Raw genomic sequence first — 20,788 nt, forward strand, 5'->3', positions numbered from 1 at the left:
TGGAAATGCTCTAGGCCGCATTCTCCTCTTCCTCCTCGTCGGCCTCCTCCGCCACCTTCTTCTTCGGCTTGACCAGCGGCTCCGGCTTCACCGGCTTGGAATGCAGCATGTGCCGCCCCGCGGCGATGCCCTCGGCGGCCTGCAGCTCCAGCCGCGCCACGTCGCGGCGGCGGATGTCGTCGCTGATCGCCAGCGCGTCGTCCGGCTCGACGCCGAGCTCCTCCAGCGTTTCCCGGCCGAAGACGAGGGCGGATTCGAAGGTCTCGCGCACGTCGTGCTGGACGCCCTTGGCCCTGAGCGCCAGGGTGTGGATGCGGTCGTAGGAACGCACGAAGAGCGTGGCATTGGGATATTCCGACTGCACGAGATCGACGATGCGGTCGGTCGCGCCCTTGCCCTGGGTGCAGATGGCGACGATCTTGGCACGCTCGATGCCGGCCGCGCGCAGCACGTCCTTGCGCGTGCCGTCACCGAAATAGATGCGGAAGCCGAAACTCGCCGCCTGCCGCACGCGATCCGTCGAATGGTCGATGACCGTGACCTCGCGCCCGCCGGCCAGCAGGATCTGCGCCGCGATCTGGCCGAAGCGGGAAAAGCCGATCATCAGCACGTCGGCGCCGGCCCCTTCGAAATCCTCCTCGATCTCCTCTTCCGCGTCTTCGACGAGCAGGAAGCGCGAGAGCGCGGCGGCAATCGGCGTCAGCGCCATGGAAATGGTGACGACGGCGATCAGCAGCGAGGCGAGCCCGTCGGAGAAGATGCCGCCGGCCGCCGCGGCCGTGAACAGCACGAAGCCGAATTCGCCGCCTTGCGGCAGCACGAGCGCGATGCGCACCGCATCGTTGTGCGGTGAGCCGGTGAAGCGGCAGAGGCCGTAGATGACGAGGCTCTTGACCAGCATGACGGCGGGCGTCGCGATCAGGATCGTCAGCCAGCTTGCGAAGATGACGTCGAGATGCAGGGACAGGCCGACGGCCATGAAGAAAAGGCCGAGCAGGATACCGCGGAAAGGCTCGACATCCGCCTGCAATTCGTGCCGGTAGGAGGAATCGGCAAGCAGCACGCCGGCGAGGAACGCGCCCATGGCCATGGAAAGCCCGGCCATCTGCAGGAGCATGGCCGCTGCGAGCACCACGAAGAGCGCCGCGGCGATCATCGCCTCGCGCGCGCCGGTGCGGGCGATGATCTGGAACAACGGGTTGAGCAGGTAGCGGCCGGCCACCAGCAACGCCGCGATGGCGGCGATGGCGATGCTGAAATCCTCGAAGGCGCTGGTGCCGGCTTCGGGTTTCTGTTCGGCGAGCAGCGGGATCAGTGCCAGAAGCGGCACGATGGCAAGGTCCTGCAGCAGCAGCATGGAAAAGGCGCGCTGCCCGTAGCGCGTATTGATGTCGCCCCGCTCGTCGAGGATCTGCATGGCGAAGGCCGTCGAGGAAAGCGCAAGGCCGAAGCCGATGATCAGCGCGCCGTCCCATTCCTCCAGCCCGAAAGCGAAGGTCAATCCGGCGAGCGCAAGGCCGGTGATGGCGACCTGCGCGATGCCGAGGCCGAAGATGTCGCGCCGCATCGCCCACAGCCGCGAGGGCTTCAATTCCAGCCCGATGAGGAAGAGCAGGAAGACCACGCCGAGCTCGGCGACGCCCAGCAATTCCTCCCCGTCGCGGATCTGGTGCAGGATCGGCCCGATCACCACGCCGGCGGCGAGATAGCCGAGAATGGTGCCGAGCCCCAGCCGCTTGAAGATCGGCGCGGCAAGCAGCGCCCCGCCGAGCATCATCAGGACCTCGTTATACGGGCTGTGGGTATAGGACATGCGGATGCTTTCTCTTCGGAGCCGGTCGCTGGGGCAAAAAAGGAGGGTGGCCCTTGATGCCCGTACCGGCGCACAATAAATGGGGCAGCAAAGAAAGGCCAAGTCATGTCAGAGACGATCGATTCCGCAAGCCTTCTCGCGCGCGCCGGCGAACTCATCGACCGCGCCATACAGGCGGGGGCGGATGCGGCCGATGCCGTCGTCGTCCGGGGCCGCTCCTCCTCGGTCAGCGTGCGCCTCGGCAAGGTCGAGGGTACGGAAGCTTCCGAGAGCGACGATTTCTCGCTGCGCGTGTTCGTCGGCAGGCGCGTCGCCAGCGTCTCGGCCAATCCCGGCTTCGACCTGAAGGTGCTTGCCGAGCGCGCCGTCGCCATGGCGAAGGCCTCGCCGGAAGATCCCTTCGCTTCGCTCGCCGACGAGGCGGATCTTGCGAAAGACTGGCCGGACCTCGAACTCTACGATCCGACCGAAGTTTCCGCCGACCAGCTCACGGAAGCGGCGCTTGCCGCGGAAGCTGCGGCGCTTGCCGTTTCCGGCATCACCAATTCCGGCGGGGCCGGCGCTTCGGCCGGCATGGGCGGGCTCGTCCTTGCCACCTCGCATGGTTTTTCCGGCGCCTACAGCGCCAGCCGCTTCGGCCGCTCCGTCAGCGTGATCGCGGGCGAGGGCACGAAGATGGAGCGCGACTACGACTTCGATTCCAGCCTCTATTTCGCCGAGCTGAGGAATGCCGGGGAGATCGGCCGCGAGGCCGCCGCCCGCGCCGTCCGCCGGCTCAATCCGCGCCAGGTGCCGACGGCGAAGAACATCACCGTCGTCTACGATCCGCGCGTTTCGCGCGGCATCGCCGGCCATATCGCCGGGGCGATCAACGGCGCGGCCGTCGCCCGCAAGACCAGCTTCCTGCGCGACCGCATGGGCAAGCAGGTGCTGAAGTCAGGGCTTTCCGTCACCGACGATCCGCTCATCGTGCGCGGTCCGTCGTCGCGCCCCTTCGACGGCGAGGGCGTCACCGGCCGTCGCCTCGCCATGATCGAGGACGGCGTGCTGCTTCACTGGTTCCTGTCGACCTCCACCGCCCGCGAGCTCGGCCTCCACACCAATGGCCGCGGCGTGCGCGGCGGCACCTCGGTCAGCCCCGCCTCGACCAACCTCGCGCTGGAGCCCGGCGACATCGCGCCGGAGGACCTGATCCGCTCCGTCGGCACGGGCCTCTACGTCACCGAGCTGATCGGCCAGGGCGTCAACATGGTGACGGGCGAATACAGCCGCGGCGCTTCCGGCTACTGGATCGAGAACGGCGAGCTGACCTTCCCGGTCTCCGAGGTCACCATCGCCTCCAATCTTGCCGACATGTTCCTGCGCATCACGCCGGCGAATGACATCGACCGCAGCTTCGGCGTCGCCGCGCCGACGCTTGTCATCGACGGCATGACGCTGGCCGGAAAGTAGGACCATGCCCAGCCCCGCCCACGCCTGGAGCGCAGACCTCGATCTTCTGGTCGGGGCTGCCCGGCTTGCGGGCGCAAGGGCGCTGGATTTCTTCCGCAAGGGACCGGACGTCTGGTGGAAGAACGAGGGCCGCTCGCCGGTGAGCGCGGCGGATTTCGCGGCCAACGACATCCTCAAGAAGGAACTGCTTTCCGCCCGGCCGAACTACGGCTGGCTCTCGGAGGAGACGGACGACGACGCCGGCCGGCTCGATTGCGAGACGGTCTTCGTCATCGATCCCATCGACGGCACGCGCGCCTTCATCGCCGGCAAGGACATCTGGTGTGTCAGCGCCGCCGTCGTGCATCATGGCCGACCGGTGGCGGGCGTGCTCTTCGCCCCCTCGCTCGGCGAGGTCTTCACCGCGGCGGCGGATGGCCCTGCGCTGAAGAACGGCAGCCCCATCGCGGCGAGCGAGCCGGATGCGGCGCGCCCCACCCGCATGGCCGCGCCGGAGGACATGGCACAGGGTATCGACCGGCACATGATCGGCGGCGTCCACCGCATCTCGCATGTGCCTTCGCTCGCCTATCGCCTCGCCATGGTGGCGGACGGGCGCATCGACGGAACGCTGGTCAAGCGCAATGCGCACGACTGGGATCTGGCGGCCGCCGACCTCATTCTTTCGCGCGCTGGCGGCGGCCTCGTGACGCTCGATGGTGCGCCGCTTTCCTACAACCGTCCGACCGTCAGCCACGAGACGCTGGCGGCGGCGGGTGCCGCCCGGCTTTCCGGGCTCGTCGATGCCGCGCGGCACCTTGCCGGCCATTGACCTTTCTTTCGGAATACCGCAAACCGTCTGCCGAAATCGGCACAAGAAAAGAGAGAAACATGACCGAATCGATCGAACCGAAACAGCTCCTTCATCTCGTGTTTGGCGGCGAGCTGAAGACCCTCACCGAAGTCCAGTTCCGCGATCTCGAAAAGCTCGACATCGTTGGCATCTTCCCGGATTATGCGACCGCGCTGACGGCCTGGAAGGCCAAGGCGCAGCAGACCGTCGACAATGCGCATATGCGCTATTTCATCGTGCACATGCACCGCCTTCTCGACCCGCAGAAGGGCTGAACCGCATTTGCGACACCGCCCCGCGCGGCCTTGCCGCGCCGGGCAGAAAGACTGGTCCTTCATGATCTTCGAGAGCCGGCAAGCCGTCAGAGAAAACCCAGCAGACATGCATGGCGGCCCTGCGTCCGCCGTTGCAGCCGGACAGGCGAAGGCGTGCCGCCCATGAGCACACGGCTTGCCCGCGCCGCGCTTTCGCTTTACCGCTGGGGCGGTGTCGCGCTCTATCCGGTCATCGGTCCCTATCTCGCGCTGCGCGCGGCCAAGGGCAAGGAGGAGCGCTCGCGCCGCAAGGAGCGCTATGGCGCAGCCAGCGTCGCGCGGCCGGAAGGCCCCCTCGTCTGGTTCCATGCCGCCAGCGTCGGCGAGACCAATGCCATCGTGCCTCTGATCAGGGAAGTGCGCCGCCGCGGCATCGCCGTGCTGCTCACCACCGGCACCGTCACCTCGGCCAAGGTCGTGCAGGACCGCCTCGGCAGCGAGGTCATCCACCAATATGTGCCGCTCGACCTCAAGCCGGCGGTCAGCCGCTTCCTCGAATACTGGCATCCAGACCTTGCCATCATGGCGGAGTCGGAAATCTGGCCGATGACCATTCTGGAGCTCGGCGCGCGCCATATCCCGCAGGTTCTGGTGAACGGCCGCATCTCCGACCGTTCCTTCCCGCGCTGGAAGCGCCGGCATGCCCTTGCCGATGCGCTTTTCGAGAATTTCGCGCTGGTGATCGCCCAGTCGGAAACGGATGCGGAGCGGTTCCGCACGCTCGGGGCCCTGCCGGTGCTCGTTTCGGGCAATCTCAAGGTCGATACGGACGCGCCGCCCGTCGATCCGCCCGTCCTGAAAGCCTATCTCGGCCAGATCGCGGGCCGCCGCACCTGGGCGGCGATCTCGACCTTCGACGGCGAGGAGGCCGCCGCCGGCAATGTGCACCGCATTCTCAAGGAGCGCGCGCCCGGCCTTCTCACCATCATCGTGCCGCGCCATCCCGAGCGGGGCGACGCCGTCGCCGACATGCTGGCGGCGCGCGGCCTCAAGGTTGTCCGCCGTACCTCCGGCGAGCCGCTGACGCCCGATACCGACATCTTCCTGGGCGATACGATCGGCGAGATGGGCCTTTATCTCCGCATGACCGAGATCGCCTTCGTCGGCCGCTCGCTCTTCGCCGAGGGCGGGCAGAACCCGCTGGAGCCCGCCATGCTCGGCTGCGCGATCCTTTCAGGCGGCAACGTGCAGAACTTCCGCGAGGCCTACCAGCAACTTGCCCGCAACGGCAGCGCCAAGATGGTGCGCGATATCGAGATGCTGGCCAAGGGCGTGCATTACCTTCTCGCCAACGACGAGACGCGCCGGCAGATGATCAATGCCGGGCAGGAGACCGTGCAGGAGATGCGCGGGGCGCTGCGCGCCACGATCAAGGGGCTGGAGCCCTATATCAATCCGCTCACCGTGAAGGCGCGGCTCCATCCGCGCCAGACCTCCTGAAAGGACAGGGCATGACCAAGGCGGCGACCATTTCCGGCATCCTCTTCGACAAGGACGGCACGCTGCTCGATTATGCCAGGAGTTGGGTCCCGGTGAATTACGAGCTGGCCCGCATCGCCGCCGCCGGGGACGAGGCGCTCGCCCGCAAGCTGCTCGTGGCAGGCGGCATGGACCCCGACACGGGCCATGTCACGCCGGACAGCCTGCTTGCCGCCGGCAACACGGTGGAGATCGCCGAGGGGCTGGTCGCCGCCGGCGCGCCCTTCACGGTGGAAGGCCTTGCCACGCATTTCGACGGCCTCTTCGCCAATTCCGCCGCGCTTGCGGTCGCCGTCACCGACCTTGCCGCCTTCTTTGCCACCATGCATGCCCGCGGCTACTGGCTCGGCGTCGCCTCCAGCGACAACGAGGCCTCCATCCGCGCGACGGCGAAACGCTTCGGTTTCGACGGCTACCTGCACTATGTCGCCGGCTACGACAGCGGTTTCGGCACGAAGCCGGAGCCCGGCATGGTGCTCGGCTTCTGCGAGGCGACCGGCCTCGAGCCGCACCAGATCGCCGTCGTCGGCGACAACAACCACGACCTCCATATGGGCCGCAATGCCGGCGCCGGCCTCACCGTCGCGGTGCTGACGGGAACGGGCTCACGGGAATCGCTGTCGGCGGCGTCCGACTATTGCCTCAACGACATCACCGAACTCCTGCCGCTGCTCCCCGAGGCCGCGGTGGCGCGCCCGGCGGCGTGAACGCGCCGCCTCGCCCCTCATCCGCCTGCCGGCACCTTCTCCCCGCTTGCGGGGAGAAGGGACAAGCGGCGGGGGCTTCCTTCATGCTTCTTTCGTCGGAGAAACCAGCGCCTCGCTCCCCTTCTCCCCGCTTGCGGGGAGAAGGTCGCGGCAGCGGGATGAGGGGCAGCGCCTCCGTCCCTCGCCATCCGGCGCTGTTTCCTGCAGTTGATTTTCCTCAGGTCTTCGCGTTTCCTTGCGCAACGACAGGGCAGGGCTATCCACGGGAGACGACATGGTAACCGAAGCGCCGCCTTTCTGGTGGACGAAGCCGGACTGGCGCGCCTATGCGCTCTGGCCGGTCTCGCGCCTCTATGGGCTGATCGCCGGCTGGCGCATGCGCAAGGGCCGCCGGGCCGAGGTGCCGGTGCCCGTCATCTGCGTCGGCAACTTCACGGTGGGCGGCGCCGGCAAGACGCCGACGGCCATCGCGCTCGCCCGCGCCGCCAAGGCGCGGGGCCTTCGGCCCGGCTTCCTCTCCCGCGGCTATGGCGGCTCGCTGGACGTCACGACCGTTGTCGATCTCAACCACCACCGCGCCCGCGCTGTCGGCGACGAGCCGCTGCTGCTCGCCCGCGAGGCGCTGACCGTCATCTCGCGCAAGCGGGTGAAGGGTGCGCGCAAGCTGGTGGAGGAGGGGGCCGACATCATCATCATGGACGACGGCTTCCAGAGCGCGCGCCTCGCCTTCGACTATGCGCTCCTCGTCATCGACACGCGCCGCGGCATCGGCAACGGCCATCTCGTGCCGGGCGGGCCGGTGCGCGCGCCGTTGGCCGAGCAGATGCGCCAGGCGAGCGCGCTTCTGGCCATCGGCGACGGCGATGCGGCCGACCGGCTGATCCGCCAGGCGGCGCGGGCCGGTAAGGCGGTCCATCCCGCGACGCTCGTCACCGTGGGCGCGGAGAACCTGAAGGACGAGGTCGTCATGGCCTGGTCCGGCATTGCCGACAACGAGAAGTTCCACCGCACGGTGAACGAGACGGGCGCGCATCTCTATGTTTCCCGCAGCTTCCCGGATCACCACTATCTCACCGACGACGAGGTGGCGGAAATCCTCGACCATGCCGAAGGGCTCGGCTACCAGCTGGTGACGACGGCCAAGGACAGCGTGCGGCTCGCCGGTGGTCACGGCCGTTCGGAGGAACTGAGGAAAAAGAGCCGCGTGATCGAGGTGGAAATCCGCTTCGACGACCCGAAGGGGCCGGATGCGATCATCGACGCGGCGATCGCCAATGCACGGCGGCGCAAGCTGCAGCGGCTGGCGAAGAAGTGAGGGATTAGGCAATAGGCAGTAGCCAATAGGGGATTGACGCCCTCACGTCTTTCGACAGCATCTACTGCCTACTGCCTACTGCCTACTGCCTACTGCCTACTGCCTACTGCCTACTGCCTACTGCCTACTGCCTACTGCCTACTGCCTACTGCCTACTGCCTACTGCCTCTTCTGGTTGGGCAGCACGCCGGCGCGCTTCTCCGCGTCGAGCGAGGCCGCGCAGCTCACATAGGCTTCCTGCCGGGCGACGCTCCAGTAGCGGAGCTCGTCGACCGGCACGGCCTCGCCGGTCATCGCGCAGGTGACGTGCGAGCCCGGCATCAGGATCTGGAAATCGCCGTCGAGATAACGGATCTTCGCTTCACGGCTGCCGCCGCGGCCTTCCAAACGGTTCATCATCGATTTCAATATCCGTATCATCCGATGCCGATGCAATATCGCGCCGGCCGTCAAATTTCCAGCTTTTTCAGCTCCGGCCGAACAGCCGCTCGATGTCGGAAAGCTTCAGCTCGATATAGGTCGGCCGTCCGTGGTTGCACTGGCCGGAGCCGGGCGTCGCCTCCATCTGGCGCAAGAGCGCGTTCATTTCCTCCGGCCGCATGCGCCGGCCCGAGCGGACGGAGCCGTGGCAGGCCATGGTCGCGGCGAGATATTCGAGCCTGGCCTTGAGGCCGCTCGCCGTGTCCCATTCGGCAAGCTCGTCGGCAAGCTGGCGGATGAGGCCGGCCGCATCCATCTCGCCGAGCATGGCCGGCGTTTCGCGTACCGCGACCGCGCCGGGGCCGAAGCGCTCGATGCCAAGGCCAAGCCTTGCGAATTCCTCGGCATGGGAGACGAGCCGGTCGCAGTCGTCTTCCGGCAGGTCGACGATTTCGGGAATGAGGAGGGCCTGCGCCGGCACTGGCCGGGCATGCAGCGCCTCGCGCATCGCCTCGAAGACGAGCCGTTCATGCGCGGCATGCTGGTCGACGATGACGAGGCCGTCCTCGGTCTGCGCGACGATGTAGTTCTCGTGCAGCTGCGCTCGTGCCGCGCCGAGCGGATGGCGCTGCGGCGGTTCCTCCTCGCGGATGGAGGGGGAGGGCGTGAAGGCGGGCTCGCCGCGCGCCGAGGGCGCCGCGAATTCCGCAAAGCCCGCCTGCTGCCCGCGGAAAGCCGTCGGCGAGGCCATGGCGCCCTCGAAAGGCCGGTAGGGCGACGCGGAAGGCGTCCATGCGGCAGCGGGCCGCGCTGCTTCCGGCCGGAAGGCGCGCATCAGGCCGCTTGCGCCGGTCGTCGAGGCGCGGTCGCCCTCGCGCGCGAGCGCCTCGCGGATCGCGCCGATGATGAGGCCGCGCACGAGGCCGGGATCGCGGAAGCGCACGTCCGACTTTGCCGGATGCACGTTGACGTCGACCAGCGCCGGATCGATGTCGATGGCAAGCACCGCGACGGGATAGCGCCCGTGCGGGATGGTCTCGGCATAGGCCGCGCGCAACGCCGACCAGATCAGCTTGTCCTGCACCGGCCTTCCGTTGACGAAGGCGAACTGGTTGAGGCTGTTGCCGCGGTTGAAGGTCGGCACGCCGGCAAAGCCGGTGAGCCGCACACCCTCGCGCTCCGCATCGATCTCGATGGCATTGTCGCGGAAATCGCGGCCGAGCACCTGCGCGATGCGGGCAAGCCGGTCCGTGCCGGTCGCGGGGAATTCCAGCGTCGTGCGGTCGGAGCCGGAGAGCACGAAGCGCACATGCGGAAAGGCGATCGCCATGCGGCGCACGACGTCGGAGATGGCCGAGGCCTCCGCCTTCTCGCTCTTCAGGAACTTGAGGCGGGCGGGCGTGGCGAAGAAGAGGTCGCGCACCTCGACGACGGTGCCGCGATTGGCCGCCGCCGGGCGTACCGGCACCACCTTGCCGCCCGTCACGCTGATCTCGGCCCCTTCGCCGGCCTCCGCCGTGCGGCTGAGCAGCGACAGTTTCGCGACCGAGCCGATGGAGGGCAGCGCCTCGCCGCGAAAGCCGAGCGTGCGGATGTCGAGAAGGTCGGTGTCGAGCTTGGAGGTGCAGTGCCGGCGGATCGCCATCTCCAGGTCGGCGGGCGCCATGCCGCCGCCGTTGTCGGTGACGCGCAGCAGCGTCTTGCCGCCGCCGGCCGTGGCGATCTCGATGCGGGTGGCGCCGGCGTCCAGCGCGTTCTCGATCAGCTCCTTGGCGGCGCTCGCCGGCCGTTCGATCACTTCGCCGGCCGCGATCTGGTTGATGAGGGTTTCGGAAAGCTGCCTGATGGTCATGGCGCCATTTTCGCGGATTCGCAGGCCGCCCGCCAGTGGGTGTGGCGGCTTATCCCGCCTCTTGGGCGCCGGCCGGTTTAATCAGGCTTTAATAAAATGCTGCGAACGTGCCGTTGCGCTTGTATGAGCACAAGCCGGCCGGGTTCTCCGGTGGACGATTGCAGCGTCGCTGGCCGCTGGCATTCCCCAATGTCCCAAGGTGCGTGAGCACCGATCAGCATGTTTTCGGGAATGCCAACAGGCGAGGACTGCCAGAATGAATGATGTAGCGCCGTCAGACGCGCACATCCGGTCGGGAATGTTCGAAGCCGCGTGCGATATCCTCGCCGCCGCGGTGATCGTCTATGACAAGAACGACCGCCTCGTCTTCGCCAGCCGGCAGGTCCTGCGCTATTTCCCCATTCCCGCCGAAACACTGGTGCCCGGAACACGCCTGCGCGACGTGCTCGGCGCGATCTTCGACAGCGGCGTGCGCTACGGCATCTCGCCCGACCAGCGTCACAAGCCGGTCAACCGCGAGGAATGGATCTCCGCCCGCATCTCCGCCCATTGGCGCGAGCAGTACGATGCCGTCGAGCGGCTCGGTCGCGATCGCTGGATCCATTTCCGCAAGCGCCGCCTGCCGAGCGGCTACAACGTCACCACCTTCGTCGACATTTCCGAGCAGAAGAAGCAGGAAGAGCAGTGGCGCCTCGATCTGGAGCGCATCGCGCTCACCGAGGAAATCCTCGAGACCCTGCCTTCGCCGATGGTCGTCAAGGACCGCAACCTTGCCTATATCGCGGTGAACCGGGCGTTCTGCGCGGTCTACGGCACCGATCCCGACAGTATTCTCGGCCGCACCGTCTGGGCGCTGGCCGATGCCGAGAGCGCGGACCGCATCGAAGCGAGCGACCGTTCCGTGCTGGAGACGGGCGAGCCCTACATGCTGGCGGAGCATATCATCCGCGCCGACGGCTCGGATCTCTATGTCATCACGCGCAAGTACCGCATCGGCGCGCCCGGCCATCATGCCATCGTCACGGTGATGGAGGACGTCTCGGCCTTCGTCGCCGGCGAGCGGGCCATGACGGACGAGGGCGATGCGCTGCTGCGCGTGCCGGGCGGCTTCGTGCCCGCGCAGAACTGCTTCGATCCGGTGCGCGATGCCGAGCGCCGCCTGCTTCTCGACCAGTTGAACCGCGAGGACGTGGCGGCAGTGGCCGGAAAGCGCGTGCTCGTCGTCACCGGTAATCCCCGCATCGAGGAAATCCTCGTCGACGAGTTCAAGGCCAAGGACGCCGATTCCTGCGCAGTGCATTCGGTGCGGGAATGCCAGGCCTTCCTCCTGCACGCGGCCGAGCAGGGGATCGTCCTCGATCTCGTCATCGTCGACGGCGACGTGCCGGACCATGCCGCGATCCGCAACAATGCCTATGGCGTGCCCGTGACGGTGATCTCGGCCGAAGGCATCGGCTCCGATTTCATGCGCGTCCTCGTGGAAGAGCACGAACTGCTTTCCGAGGATACCTCGCCGCTCGGTGACATCCTCACGCCCGTGCCGATTTCCGACGACTGGTACATCGCCACCGACATCACGACCATGCTGCCGGCCGCCGTCGGCGACGTGGAGGTGCTGGTCGCCGAGGACAACCAGATCAACCAGTTCGTCTTCTCGCAGATCCTCGAAGGCCTCGGCATTTCGCACCGCATCGCCGAGAACGGCGAGGAAGCGGTCATGCTCTGGCGCAAGCACCAGCCGCGCCTCGTGCTGATGGACATCGCCATGCCCGTGATGAACGGCATCGACGCGGCGAAGGAGATCCGCGATGCGGAGAAGCTGACGGGCACCCACACGCCCATCGTCGCGGTCACGGCGCAGGCGCTGAACGTCGACATGCAGAACTGCATGGATGCCGGTATGGACGATTACATCGTCAAGCCGGTCAGCCCGGAAATGATCGAGGCCGTCTACCGGCGCTATGCCGCACGCAAACAGGAGAAATCCGTCGCCTGACGCATGCGGAGAGAACTGGCCATCCCGCGCCCCGCAGCAAGGCATGCTTCAAGTTGAAAACGGACGGTCAACTCCCCAGAAATGGGGAGGTCTGTGGGAAGGACTGACGATCGCTTGCTATGCATTTGTTAACGGACATGCCCCATCGTAGGGCAGTCCTCGGAGGTCAGGCGCAAGTATGGGAAATCATTGATGAAGTCTGCTGATCATGCGGCGCTGGATGTTTCCCAGACTGATCTTCATGCCATGGCCTATACCGATCCCCTCACGGGTCTCGGCAATCTCTATCGCCTGCGTGACAAGGTGCGGCAGATCGCGCGTGAGCGCGAGGCGGACCCGGCGCCTTTCGCCATCGGCATCGCCAATCTCGACGGTTTCAAGCCCATCAACGATCTCTTCGGCCCGCGCGCCGGCGACGAGATCCTCTGCCAGGTGGCGCACAGGCTGAAGGCCTGCATTCCCGACGGCGCGACCGTCACCCGCCATGGCGGCGACGAGTTCGCCTTCGTACTGCCGCTGGTCTTCGAGCGCAAGGGCGCGGAAAAGCTCGGCCAGATGCTGCGCGAGGTCCTGTCGGCCCCCTTCGATCTCGGCGACCGCAACGTGCGCCTTTCGGCCTCCTTCGGCTTCGCCATCTATCCCTTCGCCGGTGAGGATTTCACCGAGCTCCTGAAAAGCGCCGATACCGCGCTTTACCGCTCGAAGCGCCGCGGGCGCGGCCAGATCACGGTCTATTCGCAGGAAATCGCCCAGGAGATGAAGCGCGCGACGCAGCTCGAGCAGGCGCTGCGCAATGCGATCATCGCCAACGAGGTGGACGTCCATTTCCAGCCGATCGTCAGCCTGCGCGATGATACCGTCGTCGGCTTCGAGGCGTTGGCGCGCTGGTGCGATGCCGATCTCGGCTATGTCTCGCCGGCCGTCTTCGTGCCGCTCGCCGAGGAGCGCGGCTTCATCGACGCGCTGTCCGATACGCTGCTGCGCAAGGCGGCGGAGGCGGCGCTTTCCTGGCCGAAGGAGCTGTTCCTCTCCTTCAACCTTTCCTCCGCCCAGCTCATGGATCCGAAGACCGCGTTCAACACGCTGGCCATCCTCAACCGCGTCGGGCTCGATCCGCGCCGGCTGGAGCTGGAGATCACCGAGACGGCGGTGATGACCGATGCTGACACCGCGCAGAAGATCATCGGGGAGCTGCGCGCGGCGGGCGTGCGCATCTCGCTCGACGATTTTGGCACGGGCCAGTCGAGCCTCGGTCGCCTGCGCGACTTCACCTTCGACAAGGTGAAAATCGACCGCGCCTTCGTCTCGCGCATTTCCAACGACAAGGCCTCCGAGCATATCATCAAGGCCATCGTCGCCATGTGCGAGGGGCTGGACCTTGCCGTCGTCGCCGAGGGCATCGAGGATTTTTCCGAGGCGCTGAAGCTGAAGGCGCTCGGCTGCGGCATGGGGCAGGGCTATTTCTACGGCAAGCCGGCGGATGCCGTCGCCACCATGCGCTTCCTCGCCGACCGCTACGTCAGCCTGGAAGGCCGCGCCGCTTCCTGATCCGGGCAGGCCTCGGGGCCAGGTGTCCCCGAATAAGTCAGTTCCTTAAACTTGCATGCATTTTCTTATCGGGATGGCAAATGCCTTCCGCTAGGTTTTCTCCAGAATCAAGTCTGGGGTGACAGCGATGGCGACCATCAAGGATATGCCCGTCCGGGCGACCGATCGTTCCAAGGTGCGTATTTTCGCGACGGTGAAGGTCATGCATCAGTCGACGCGGGCGCGCGTCGTCGATCTTTCGCCGAGCGGCATGGCATTCGACATCGAAACGCCGATCCAGGCTATGCCCGGCCAGCTCGTGACGGTGGAAAGCGAGGAACTGGGCCGGCTGAGCGGCACGGTGCGCTGGTACGCCAATGGCCGCCTCGGCATCCAGTACAAGCTGTCGACCAATGCGCTGGCGCAGATCACCTCCTATTTCCGCTTCTTCCATGAGGAGATGCAGCCCGTCCTGCGCCGTTGACGGATCGTCTCCATAAAAGCAGGTTATGGCGTCGGTAAGTTTTTTTCCGCGTTACAGCGGCGATCCGCCCTGTGTAGCCTCGCTGCGGTAGGTGCTGCAAGGCAACGAGGAGGAGGGCGCGCGCTGGCCATGATTTGCCGCCGCGGCCGTCGCCCCGGATGTCGCCATTTGCGACTATCTCCCGCACGATCACGGCCGACCTGCTAGGACCTTTGAGATGACGCTATCGAAAGACCCGCTGCTCCAGCCCTACCGCCTGAAGCACCTGACGCTGAAGAACCGGATCATGTCGACCTCGCACGAGCCGGCCTATTCGGAAGACGGCATGCCCAAGGACCGCTACCGGCTCTACCACCTGGAAAAGGCCAAGGGCGGCATGGCGCTGACCATGACGGCGGGCTCGGCGATCGTCTCGGAGGATTCCCCGCCCGCCTTCGGCAATCTCTACGCCTATTCCGACGAGATCGTGCCGTGGCTCAAGAAGATCGCCGACGACTGTCACGAGCACGGCTGCGCCGTGATGATCCAGCTCACCCATCTCGGCCGGCGCACGGGCTGGAACAAGGGCGACTGGCTGCCGGTGCTCTCGGCCTCGCCGGTCCGCGAGGCCGCCCACCGCGCCTTCCCCAAGGAGATCGAGGACTGGGACATCGAGCGCATCGTCGGCGACTATGCCGCCGCGGCCCAGCGCATGCAGGCCGCCGGCCTCGACGGCATCGAGTTCGAGGCCTACGGCCACCTGATGGACGGCTTCTGGTCCCCCGCCACCAATCGCCGCGAGGACGAGTTCGGCGGCTCGCTCGACAATCGCCTGCGCTTTTCCGACATGGTGCTCGATGCCGTGCGCAAGGCCGTGGGGCCGGATTTCATCGTCGGCATCCGCATGGCGGCGGACGAGGACTGGGACATCGGTCTTTCGCGCGAGGAGGGCGTCGAGATCGCCCGGCGCCTCGCCGATTCAGGCAAGGTGGATTTCCTCAATATCATCCGCGGCCATATCGACCATGACGCGCATCTGACGAAGGTCATCCCGATCCAGGGCATGGCCGCGTCCCCGCATCTCGACTTTGCCGGCGACGTGCGCGCGGCGACGAAGTTCCCGGTCTTCCATGCCGCCCGCATCGCCGATGTCGCGACGGCCCGCCACGCGATCGCCGAAGGCAAGCTCGATATGGTGGGCATGACCCGCGCCCATATCGCCGATCCGCATATCGTCAGGAAGATCGAGGAGGGCAGGGAGGCGCAGATCCGCCCCTGCGTCGGCGCCACCTACTGTCTGGACCGCATCTACGAGGGCGGCGGCGCGCTCTGCATCCACAATGCGGCGACCGGCCGCGAGGCGACCATCCCGCATGTCATCTCGAAATCGCCGGGGCCCCTGCGCAAGGCGGTGGTGGTCGGCGCCGGCCCTTCGGGGCTGGAGGCGGCGCGCGTGCTGGCGGAGCGCGGCCATGCCGTCGAGGTGCTGGAGGCGACCGGCGAGGCCGGCGGCCAGATCCTGCTCGCCGCCCGCAATCCGCGCCGCAGGGAGCTCATCGGCATCGTCGACTGGCGCCTTGCCGAGCTCGAACGCCTCGGCGTGCCGATCCACTACAACGTCTTTGCCGGCGGCGATGACGTGCTCGCCCTCGATCCCGACCTCGTGGTGATCGCGACGGGCGGCATCGCACAGAACCCGGAACTGGAAGCGGGCGACGACCTCGTCGTGTCGAGCTGGGACATCATCGCCGGCGCAGTAAAGCCGGAAGGCCCGGTCCTGCTCTATGACGACAACGGCGCGCATACCGGCATGACGGCGGCGGAGCTGATCGCGAAGGCCGGCGTGGAACTGGAGGTCGTTTCGCCGGAGCGCTTCTTCGCGCCCGAGATCGGCGGCATGAACCACGTGCCCTATGCCAAGGCCTTCGCGGAACGCAACGTCCGCGTGACGATCAACACGCGCCTCAAGGCCGTGCGCCGCGACGGCAACGCCCTGGTGGCGACGCTCGGCTCGGATTTCTCGACCGACGCCTCGGCCGAGCGCCGTGTCGCGCAGGTCGTGGTCGAGCACGGTACCATGCCGATGGCCGATCTCTATTTCGAGCTGAAGCCCTTGTCGCGCAATCTCGGCGCGGTCGACTACAAGGCGCTCATCCGACAGGAGAATCCGATCCGCTCCCGCAATCCCGAGGGCACCTTCGATCTCTTCCGGATCGGCGATGCCGTCCACAGTCGCAACATCCATGCCGGCATCTACGATGCCATGCGCTACTGCGTGCTGTTTTAGAGCAATTCCGGCCAAAGTGCGCAGCGGTTTTGCGTCCGGAACTGCGGTGGGGAGCGCTTCATAAGAAAAACCCGGTGGCGCAGGGCGTGCCACCGGGCTGGAGGTCAGGGAAGCCCGCCGGTTTATTCGGCCGGCTGGGTCGTGGCGGGCGCGGTGCCCGTGGTCGTCGACGAGGTCGTCGAGCTGTCGACCGGGGTATTGGCCTGACGTTCCGCCACCTGCTGCGCCTTGGTCTTGAATTCCGGCGCAGCCTGCAGGCTTTCAGCCGTTTCCGTGGTCGTCAGCTTGACGTCATCGGAGTCAGGAACCTGCGTGATCGAGATCTTCTCGAACGGCACTGCAACCCACTTTTCGCCAATGCCCAGGAAGCCGCCGACACCGATGATGGCAGCGTCGATACCGCCGCTCTTTTCCATGATAAGGTCGGAGATCTTGCCGATGTTTTCATCGGCGCTGTTATAGACCGCCTGACCGATATAGGTGTTGGCGCTGATCTGTTCGTCCGACTGGGCCGTCAGATAGTCGCCACCTGCTGCCGGAGCCTGGGCGGTATCCTTGCTCGGGGTTGCGGGCGTCTGGGCCGTATCCGTGCTGTCCGTGCCGGTTGCCGGGGTCTGGGCCGTGTCTTCGCTCGGCGTCGTGCCCGGCGTGGCTGCGGTGTCGCCCGGGGTCGTGCCCTCAGCGCCTGCGGCCGGCTGCTGCTCCATCGTCTGGGGCTGGCCTGCTGCGGGCTGATTCGTGTCCTGTGCATAAGCCGCCGGAGCCAGAGCCGCGCCCAGGAAGAGTGCACCAGCGGCAACGGAGGTAAGAAGTTTCTTGGTCATTTTGAACCTGCCTTTCGTCTCGTTGGCATCAAGGCGCGGCGGCGGTTTCGAAATGCCCGTCCGCACCGGCTGATGGACAAGGAACGACGACCCCCGGCTTTGGTTCCGATGAAAATTGCCTTCTTCTTGATTGCAGCCATGCAAAAGAAGCGGCCCGAACCCGTCGAACGGGGCGGACCGCCTGCCGATTTTGCATGGGAAATGCGGCAACGCTTCTACAGCGCGAATGTCGGCTCGAAGCGTCCCTTGACCTCAATGCCGAGTTCGAAGGTCTTGCCGGCCTCGGGATCGGCCGCGCGGGCCGCATCGTCGAGATCCTGCCAGGCGGAGGTGACGAGAAGCCGGTCGGCCTTGCCGCCGATGAAGGCGGTGCAGCTCGCCTGCGCGGCGGGCACGTCGTAGCGCGCGACCTTCGCGCCGTCCGGCCTGTAGACATCGACGGCATTCGCGCCCCAGCGGGCGTTCCAGATCAGCCCGTCTGCATCGCAGACGGATCCGTCGATGCCCCCCGGTGTGCCGCTCTCGTTGGAGAGGACTTCCGGCGCGCCGGTCGGCAGGCCGGTCTTCGGATCGACCGCCACCTTCATCAGCCGGTTGACGTCCGTGTCGGTGAAATAGGCGGTGCCGCCGTCCGGCGAAAAGCAGATGCTGTTGGGGATGGTGATGTCGGAGAAGAGCTTCGTCACCCGCTCGCCCGCCACATGGTAGATCGCACCGGAATGCTTTTCGGCGCTGCGGCCCATCGTGCTCGCCCAGAGCGCGCCGGAGGGATGCACCCGCCCGTCGTTGGAGCGGTTGGCCGCCTTGTCTTCCAGTTTCGCAAAGGGGGCGAGCCTGCCGTCCGCGACGGTGCGCACGAAAAGCCCCTGGTCGGAAAGGATGAGCTGGCGCTCCGCGTCGATGACGGCGAGCACGCTGCCGAGGAAGGGCAGGTCGTGCACGGCCTTCGTCATGGTCGCAAGGTGGAGTTCGTGCAGCTTCCGGCCGCGGATGTCGAACCAGTAGGCCTTGTCCGTTCCCGGATCGTAGGTCGGCCCCTCGCCGAGTTGGCAGGCGGTTTCGCAGAGCGTGCGGCCGGTAAAGGCGTGGGTTCCGGTCATCGGTTCGCCCCGTAGACGGCATCATAGGCTTCGATGGTGGCCACGGCGCGGGCGCGCGCCTCGGCGCCCGTCATGCCGGGCTTGTAGAGGCTGGAACCGAGGCCGAAGCTGCGGATGCCGATGGCGGCATAGTCGGCGAAGTTCTTCTCTGAGACGCCGCCGACCGCGGCGATTTCGAGGTCCGTCGGCAGGATGGCGCGGATCGCGTTGATGCCGGCCGGGCCGAGCACGCTGGCGGGGAAGAATTTCAGGCCCGTCGCGCCGGCCCGGGCGGCGGCGAGCGCCTCGGTGGGGGTGAAGACGCCGGGCATCGTCACCATGCCCTTGGCGGCGGCGGTGGAGATCACCTCCGGCTCGACATTCGGGCTGACCATCAGGCGCCCGCCGACATCGGCGAGGCGGTTGACGTCGGCGACGGTCAGCACGGTGCCGGCGCCGATCAGGCAGCCTTCCGGCGCCATCTTCACGGCGATCTCGATCGACCTGAACGGTTCCGGCGAGTTCAGCGGGATCTCGATGGCGGTGAAGCCGGTCTCGATCAGCGCGCCGACGACATCCTCGGTCTCGCTCGGCTTGAGGCCGCGCAGGATGGCGATCAGCGGGTGCTTCATGGGGGGGAAGGGAATACGGCTCATTGTTTCCAGCTTTCTTTAAAGGGACCAGAGCGCCCTGGCGCCCGCGGCAAGGCCGTTGCGCACGGCGGCATCGGCATCGATGAGGGAAGGGGAAAGACCGGCGGCGGCGAGCGCCTCCCTGTAGAGCGCGCCGAGCCCGCCGGAAACGACGAGCGCGACGGGCGTTCCCTCGGCGACGAGCGAAAGCGCGCCCGCGATCTCCAGCCCGATCAAGGTGCCGGAAAGCCGCGCCTTGGCATCCTCGGGCGAAAGCCCGGCGATCAGCGAGCCGGCGCGCACGGAGAAGAGCTGGCTCGTGGCGAGCGCGGGCTTTTCCACCATGCGGGCGACGGCGGTGCGGAAGGCGGCATTGTCGCCGGAGATCGCGCCCGCCTCGGCAATGGCATGGCTGAGGATGGTGTTCTTCGCGATGGCGTCGAAGAGTTCGCCCGTCATGAAGGTGGAAAAGCCCTCGACCCTGCCGCCGGAAAGGCGGACCCATTTGCTGTGCGTGCCGGGCATGCAGACGAGATGGTCGCCATCGCCGAGTTCGCCGGCGGCGCCGAGAAGCTGCGTTTCCTCGCCGCGCATCACGTCGGGCGCCATGGCATCGCGCTGCGCAAGGCCGGGCAGGATGCGGATATCCGCGTCGATGCCGGGAATGCGCACGGCGGCGGCCGGAATGTCGGCGAGCGCGGCGGGCGTGTCGAGATAACCGGCCTCGATCCAGCCCTGTTTGGCGCCGGCCATGCCGCAGATGAGGACCGGCAGGCCCGCCGGCGCGGAGATCGCGGCAAGGTGGCTTGCCAACACCTCGGCAAAACCGGTGCGGGCGGCTGTCGTCATGCCTTCGCCGCTGCGGCGTTCGGCAAGAACGCCGCCGTCCCGGCCGATCAGCCAGAGGCGGAAGCTGGAGGTTCCCCAGTCCACCGCCGCATAGGCAGGCTCGGCGGTGCGTTGCGGGGTGGGTTCGGTCATCAGAGCATGCCTCCGTCGACGATGAGCGTTTGGGCGGTGATGGCGGCGGAGGCGTCCGACGCCAGGAAGAGGCAGGGGCCGACCATGTCGGCGGCGATGAGCGAGCGCTTCAGGCACTGGCGGTCGATGCCGCCGGCAATCGCCGCCTCGTCGATCCACAGGCGCTTCTGCCGCTCGGTCAGCACCATGCCGGGCAGGATGGCGTTGACGCGGATATTGTCCGGGCCGAGCCGCCCGGCGAGCGACTTGGTAAGGCCGATAATGCCCGCCTTGGCGGTCGCATAGGCCGGCAGCTCGCCCATGTTGAGCAGGAAAGCGATGGAGGAGAAGTTGACGATCGACCCGCCGCCAACCGCGCGCATGTGCGGCGCGACGGCCTGCGCGGCGAAGAAGTGGTGGCGCAGGTTCACCGCCTGGTTCTCGTCCCAGTAGTCGGGCTCGACGGTTTCCAGCGCGTGCCGGTCGTCGCGCGCCGCATTGTTGACGAGCACGCGGATGTCGCCGAGCACCGACGCGGCCTCGGCGACCGCCGCGCGCAGGGCGTCGATGTCGCGCAGGTCCGTCCTTATATAATGCGGCAGATGCTCCGCCTTGCCTTCGAGAGTGGAGACGAGCGATCGGCTTTCCGCTTCGGCGATGTCGAGGAAGGCGACACGGGCACCCTCGGCGGCAAAGCCGGCGACCAGCGCCGCACCGATGCCCGAGCCGCCACCGGTGACGAGCACGCCCTGTCCTGCGAGGTCCGGATAGCGGCCAGCCATCGCTTTCTCCCGAAATGTTCCATTATTTGGAACTGAGTTTGATTATTCGGAATT

The 20,788-nt window shown here is 66.8% G+C and carries 18 protein-coding genes; 10 read left to right on the forward strand and 8 right to left on the reverse strand.

Annotated features, from left to right (window positions below; translation table 11 throughout):
- Nucleotides 1-10: 10 nt before the first annotated feature.
- A complete protein-coding gene (locus ACZ48C_RS24225; protein WP_318913375.1) occupies nucleotides 11-1,813 on the reverse strand; it encodes a monovalent cation:proton antiporter-2 (CPA2) family protein in 1,803 nt (600 codons plus the stop codon).
- Between the two features lie 105 nt (nucleotides 1,814-1,918).
- Here ACZ48C_RS24225 and ACZ48C_RS24230 point away from each other — a divergent pair, with 105 nt between their 5' ends.
- From ACZ48C_RS24230 to lpxK, 6 genes are all read left to right on the forward strand, one after another.
- Nucleotides 1,919-3,265 carry a TldD/PmbA family protein gene (locus tag ACZ48C_RS24230; protein ID WP_464783253.1) on the forward strand — a complete coding sequence of 449 codons (1,347 nt, stop codon included), beginning with the start codon at nucleotides 1,919-1,921 and terminating at the stop codon, nucleotides 3,263-3,265.
- 4 nt (nucleotides 3,266-3,269) lie between these two features.
- Nucleotides 3,270-4,076: a 3'(2'),5'-bisphosphate nucleotidase CysQ gene (locus tag ACZ48C_RS24235; protein WP_119254439.1), complete on the forward strand. Its 807-nt coding sequence runs from the start codon at nucleotides 3,270-3,272 to the stop codon at nucleotides 4,074-4,076.
- A 59-nt stretch (nucleotides 4,077-4,135) separates the two neighbouring features.
- The gene (locus ACZ48C_RS24240; RefSeq protein WP_119254440.1) at nucleotides 4,136-4,372 is read left to right on the forward strand and encodes a DUF4170 domain-containing protein; all 237 of its coding nucleotides are present in this window, start codon (nucleotides 4,136-4,138) and stop codon (nucleotides 4,370-4,372) included.
- A gap of 162 nt (nucleotides 4,373-4,534) precedes the next feature.
- A complete protein-coding gene (gene waaA, locus ACZ48C_RS24245; RefSeq protein ID WP_464783254.1) occupies nucleotides 4,535-5,851 on the forward strand; it encodes a lipid IV(A) 3-deoxy-D-manno-octulosonic acid transferase in 1,317 nt (438 codons plus the stop codon).
- An 11-nt stretch (nucleotides 5,852-5,862) separates the two neighbouring features.
- On the forward strand, nucleotides 5,863-6,597 hold the full coding sequence (locus ACZ48C_RS24250) for an HAD family hydrolase (protein ID WP_464783255.1): 735 nt from the start codon (nucleotides 5,863-5,865) through the stop codon (nucleotides 6,595-6,597).
- Nucleotides 6,598-6,871: 274 nt separating this feature from the next.
- Nucleotides 6,872-7,912, forward strand: coding sequence for a tetraacyldisaccharide 4'-kinase (lpxK, locus tag ACZ48C_RS24255; protein ID WP_464783256.1), 1,041 nt, complete (start codon nucleotides 6,872-6,874; stop codon nucleotides 7,910-7,912).
- Between the two features lie 159 nt (nucleotides 7,913-8,071).
- Here lpxK and ACZ48C_RS24260 read toward each other — a convergent pair whose 3' ends face one another.
- Entirely contained in the window at nucleotides 8,072-8,311 is a 240-nt protein-coding gene (locus ACZ48C_RS24260; RefSeq protein WP_119254444.1) for a DUF2093 domain-containing protein, read from the reverse strand.
- Nucleotides 8,312-8,378: 67 nt separating this feature from the next.
- Nucleotides 8,379-10,184, reverse strand: coding sequence for a DNA mismatch repair endonuclease MutL (gene mutL, locus ACZ48C_RS24265; RefSeq protein WP_464783257.1), 1,806 nt, complete (start codon nucleotides 10,182-10,184; stop codon nucleotides 8,379-8,381).
- A gap of 298 nt (nucleotides 10,185-10,482) precedes the next feature.
- On the opposite strand from mutL, the gene ACZ48C_RS24270 reads away from it, so the two are divergent.
- From ACZ48C_RS24270 to ACZ48C_RS24285, 4 genes are all read left to right on the forward strand, one after another.
- Nucleotides 10,483-12,180 (forward strand): response regulator, encoded by a 1,698-nt coding sequence (locus ACZ48C_RS24270; protein WP_464783258.1) that lies wholly within the window; start codon nucleotides 10,483-10,485, stop codon nucleotides 12,178-12,180.
- Nucleotides 12,181-12,372: 192 nt separating this feature from the next.
- A complete protein-coding gene (locus ACZ48C_RS24275) occupies nucleotides 12,373-13,728 on the forward strand; it encodes a putative bifunctional diguanylate cyclase/phosphodiesterase (RefSeq protein ID WP_119254447.1) in 1,356 nt (451 codons plus the stop codon).
- A 127-nt stretch (nucleotides 13,729-13,855) separates the two neighbouring features.
- Nucleotides 13,856-14,191: a PilZ domain-containing protein gene (locus ACZ48C_RS24280; RefSeq protein ID WP_245424697.1), complete on the forward strand. Its 336-nt coding sequence runs from the start codon at nucleotides 13,856-13,858 to the stop codon at nucleotides 14,189-14,191.
- Nucleotides 14,192-14,408: 217 nt separating this feature from the next.
- The gene (locus ACZ48C_RS24285) at nucleotides 14,409-16,457 is read left to right on the forward strand and encodes an oxidoreductase (protein ID WP_464783259.1); all 2,049 of its coding nucleotides are present in this window, start codon (nucleotides 14,409-14,411) and stop codon (nucleotides 16,455-16,457) included.
- Nucleotides 16,458-16,579: 122 nt separating this feature from the next.
- On the opposite strand, the gene ACZ48C_RS24290 is transcribed toward ACZ48C_RS24285, so the two are convergent.
- The 5 genes from ACZ48C_RS24290 to ACZ48C_RS24310 all read right to left on the reverse strand — a co-directional run bounded on the left by ACZ48C_RS24290 (nucleotide 16,580) and on the right by ACZ48C_RS24310 (nucleotide 20,734).
- Nucleotides 16,580-17,281 (reverse strand): PRC-barrel domain-containing protein, encoded by a 702-nt coding sequence (locus tag ACZ48C_RS24290; RefSeq protein ID WP_424549532.1) that lies wholly within the window; start codon nucleotides 17,279-17,281, stop codon nucleotides 16,580-16,582.
- Between the two features lie 215 nt (nucleotides 17,282-17,496).
- Nucleotides 17,497-18,381, reverse strand: coding sequence for an SMP-30/gluconolactonase/LRE family protein (locus ACZ48C_RS24295; RefSeq protein WP_464783260.1), 885 nt, complete (start codon nucleotides 18,379-18,381; stop codon nucleotides 17,497-17,499).
- Entirely contained in the window at nucleotides 18,378-19,016 is a 639-nt protein-coding gene (locus ACZ48C_RS24300) for a 2-dehydro-3-deoxy-6-phosphogalactonate aldolase (RefSeq protein ID WP_464783261.1), read from the reverse strand. Before ACZ48C_RS24300 ends, ACZ48C_RS24295 begins: the two co-directional genes overlap by 4 nt.
- A gap of 15 nt (nucleotides 19,017-19,031) precedes the next feature.
- Complete coding sequence (locus ACZ48C_RS24305; protein ID WP_464783262.1) at nucleotides 19,032-19,973, reverse strand: 2-dehydro-3-deoxygalactonokinase; 942 nt, start codon at nucleotides 19,971-19,973, stop codon at nucleotides 19,032-19,034.
- On the reverse strand, nucleotides 19,973-20,734 hold the full coding sequence (locus ACZ48C_RS24310; protein WP_464783263.1) for an SDR family NAD(P)-dependent oxidoreductase: 762 nt from the start codon (nucleotides 20,732-20,734) through the stop codon (nucleotides 19,973-19,975). The genes ACZ48C_RS24305 and ACZ48C_RS24310 overlap by 1 nt, the downstream gene beginning before the upstream one ends.
- Between the last annotated feature and the right edge of the window lie 54 nt (nucleotides 20,735-20,788).

This window comes from Shinella sp. 1A1 (genome assembly GCF_055379515.1).

Excerpts from the sequence above, each read along its gene's own strand:
- mutL (WP_464783257.1), bottom strand. The coding sequence starts at position 10,184 with ATGACCATCAGGCAGCTTTCCGAAACCCTCATCAACCAGATCGCGGCC.
- waaA (WP_464783254.1), top strand. The coding sequence starts at position 4,535 with ATGAGCACACGGCTTGCCCGCGCCGCGCTTTCGCTTTACCGCTGGGGC.
- ACZ48C_RS24275 (WP_119254447.1), top strand. The coding sequence starts at position 12,373 with ATGAAGTCTGCTGATCATGCGGCGCTGGATGTTTCCCAGACTGATCTT.
- ACZ48C_RS24225 (WP_318913375.1), bottom strand. The coding sequence starts at position 1,813 with ATGTCCTATACCCACAGCCCGTATAACGAGGTCCTGATGATGCTCGGC.
- ACZ48C_RS24305 (WP_464783262.1), bottom strand. The coding sequence starts at position 19,973 with ATGACCGAACCCACCCCGCAACGCACCGCCGAGCCTGCCTATGCGGCG.
- ACZ48C_RS24240 (WP_119254440.1), top strand. The coding sequence starts at position 4,136 with ATGACCGAATCGATCGAACCGAAACAGCTCCTTCATCTCGTGTTTGGC.
- ACZ48C_RS24235 (WP_119254439.1), top strand. The coding sequence starts at position 3,270 with ATGCCCAGCCCCGCCCACGCCTGGAGCGCAGACCTCGATCTTCTGGTC.
- ACZ48C_RS24300 (WP_464783261.1), bottom strand. The coding sequence starts at position 19,016 with ATGAGCCGTATTCCCTTCCCCCCCATGAAGCACCCGCTGATCGCCATC.
- ACZ48C_RS24230 (WP_464783253.1), top strand. The coding sequence starts at position 1,919 with ATGTCAGAGACGATCGATTCCGCAAGCCTTCTCGCGCGCGCCGGCGAA.
- ACZ48C_RS24250 (WP_464783255.1), top strand. The coding sequence starts at position 5,863 with ATGACCAAGGCGGCGACCATTTCCGGCATCCTCTTCGACAAGGACGGC.
- lpxK (WP_464783256.1), top strand. The coding sequence starts at position 6,872 with ATGGTAACCGAAGCGCCGCCTTTCTGGTGGACGAAGCCGGACTGGCGC.
- ACZ48C_RS24295 (WP_464783260.1), bottom strand. The coding sequence starts at position 18,381 with ATGACCGGAACCCACGCCTTTACCGGCCGCACGCTCTGCGAAACCGCC.
- ACZ48C_RS24270 (WP_464783258.1), top strand. The coding sequence starts at position 10,483 with ATGTTCGAAGCCGCGTGCGATATCCTCGCCGCCGCGGTGATCGTCTAT.
- ACZ48C_RS24285 (WP_464783259.1), top strand. The coding sequence starts at position 14,409 with ATGACGCTATCGAAAGACCCGCTGCTCCAGCCCTACCGCCTGAAGCAC.
- ACZ48C_RS24260 (WP_119254444.1), bottom strand. The coding sequence starts at position 8,311 with ATGATGAACCGTTTGGAAGGCCGCGGCGGCAGCCGTGAAGCGAAGATC.
- ACZ48C_RS24280 (WP_245424697.1), top strand. The coding sequence starts at position 13,856 with ATGGCGACCATCAAGGATATGCCCGTCCGGGCGACCGATCGTTCCAAG.
- ACZ48C_RS24310 (WP_464783263.1), bottom strand. The coding sequence starts at position 20,734 with ATGGCTGGCCGCTATCCGGACCTCGCAGGACAGGGCGTGCTCGTCACC.
- ACZ48C_RS24290 (WP_424549532.1), bottom strand. The coding sequence starts at position 17,281 with ATGACCAAGAAACTTCTTACCTCCGTTGCCGCTGGTGCACTCTTCCTG.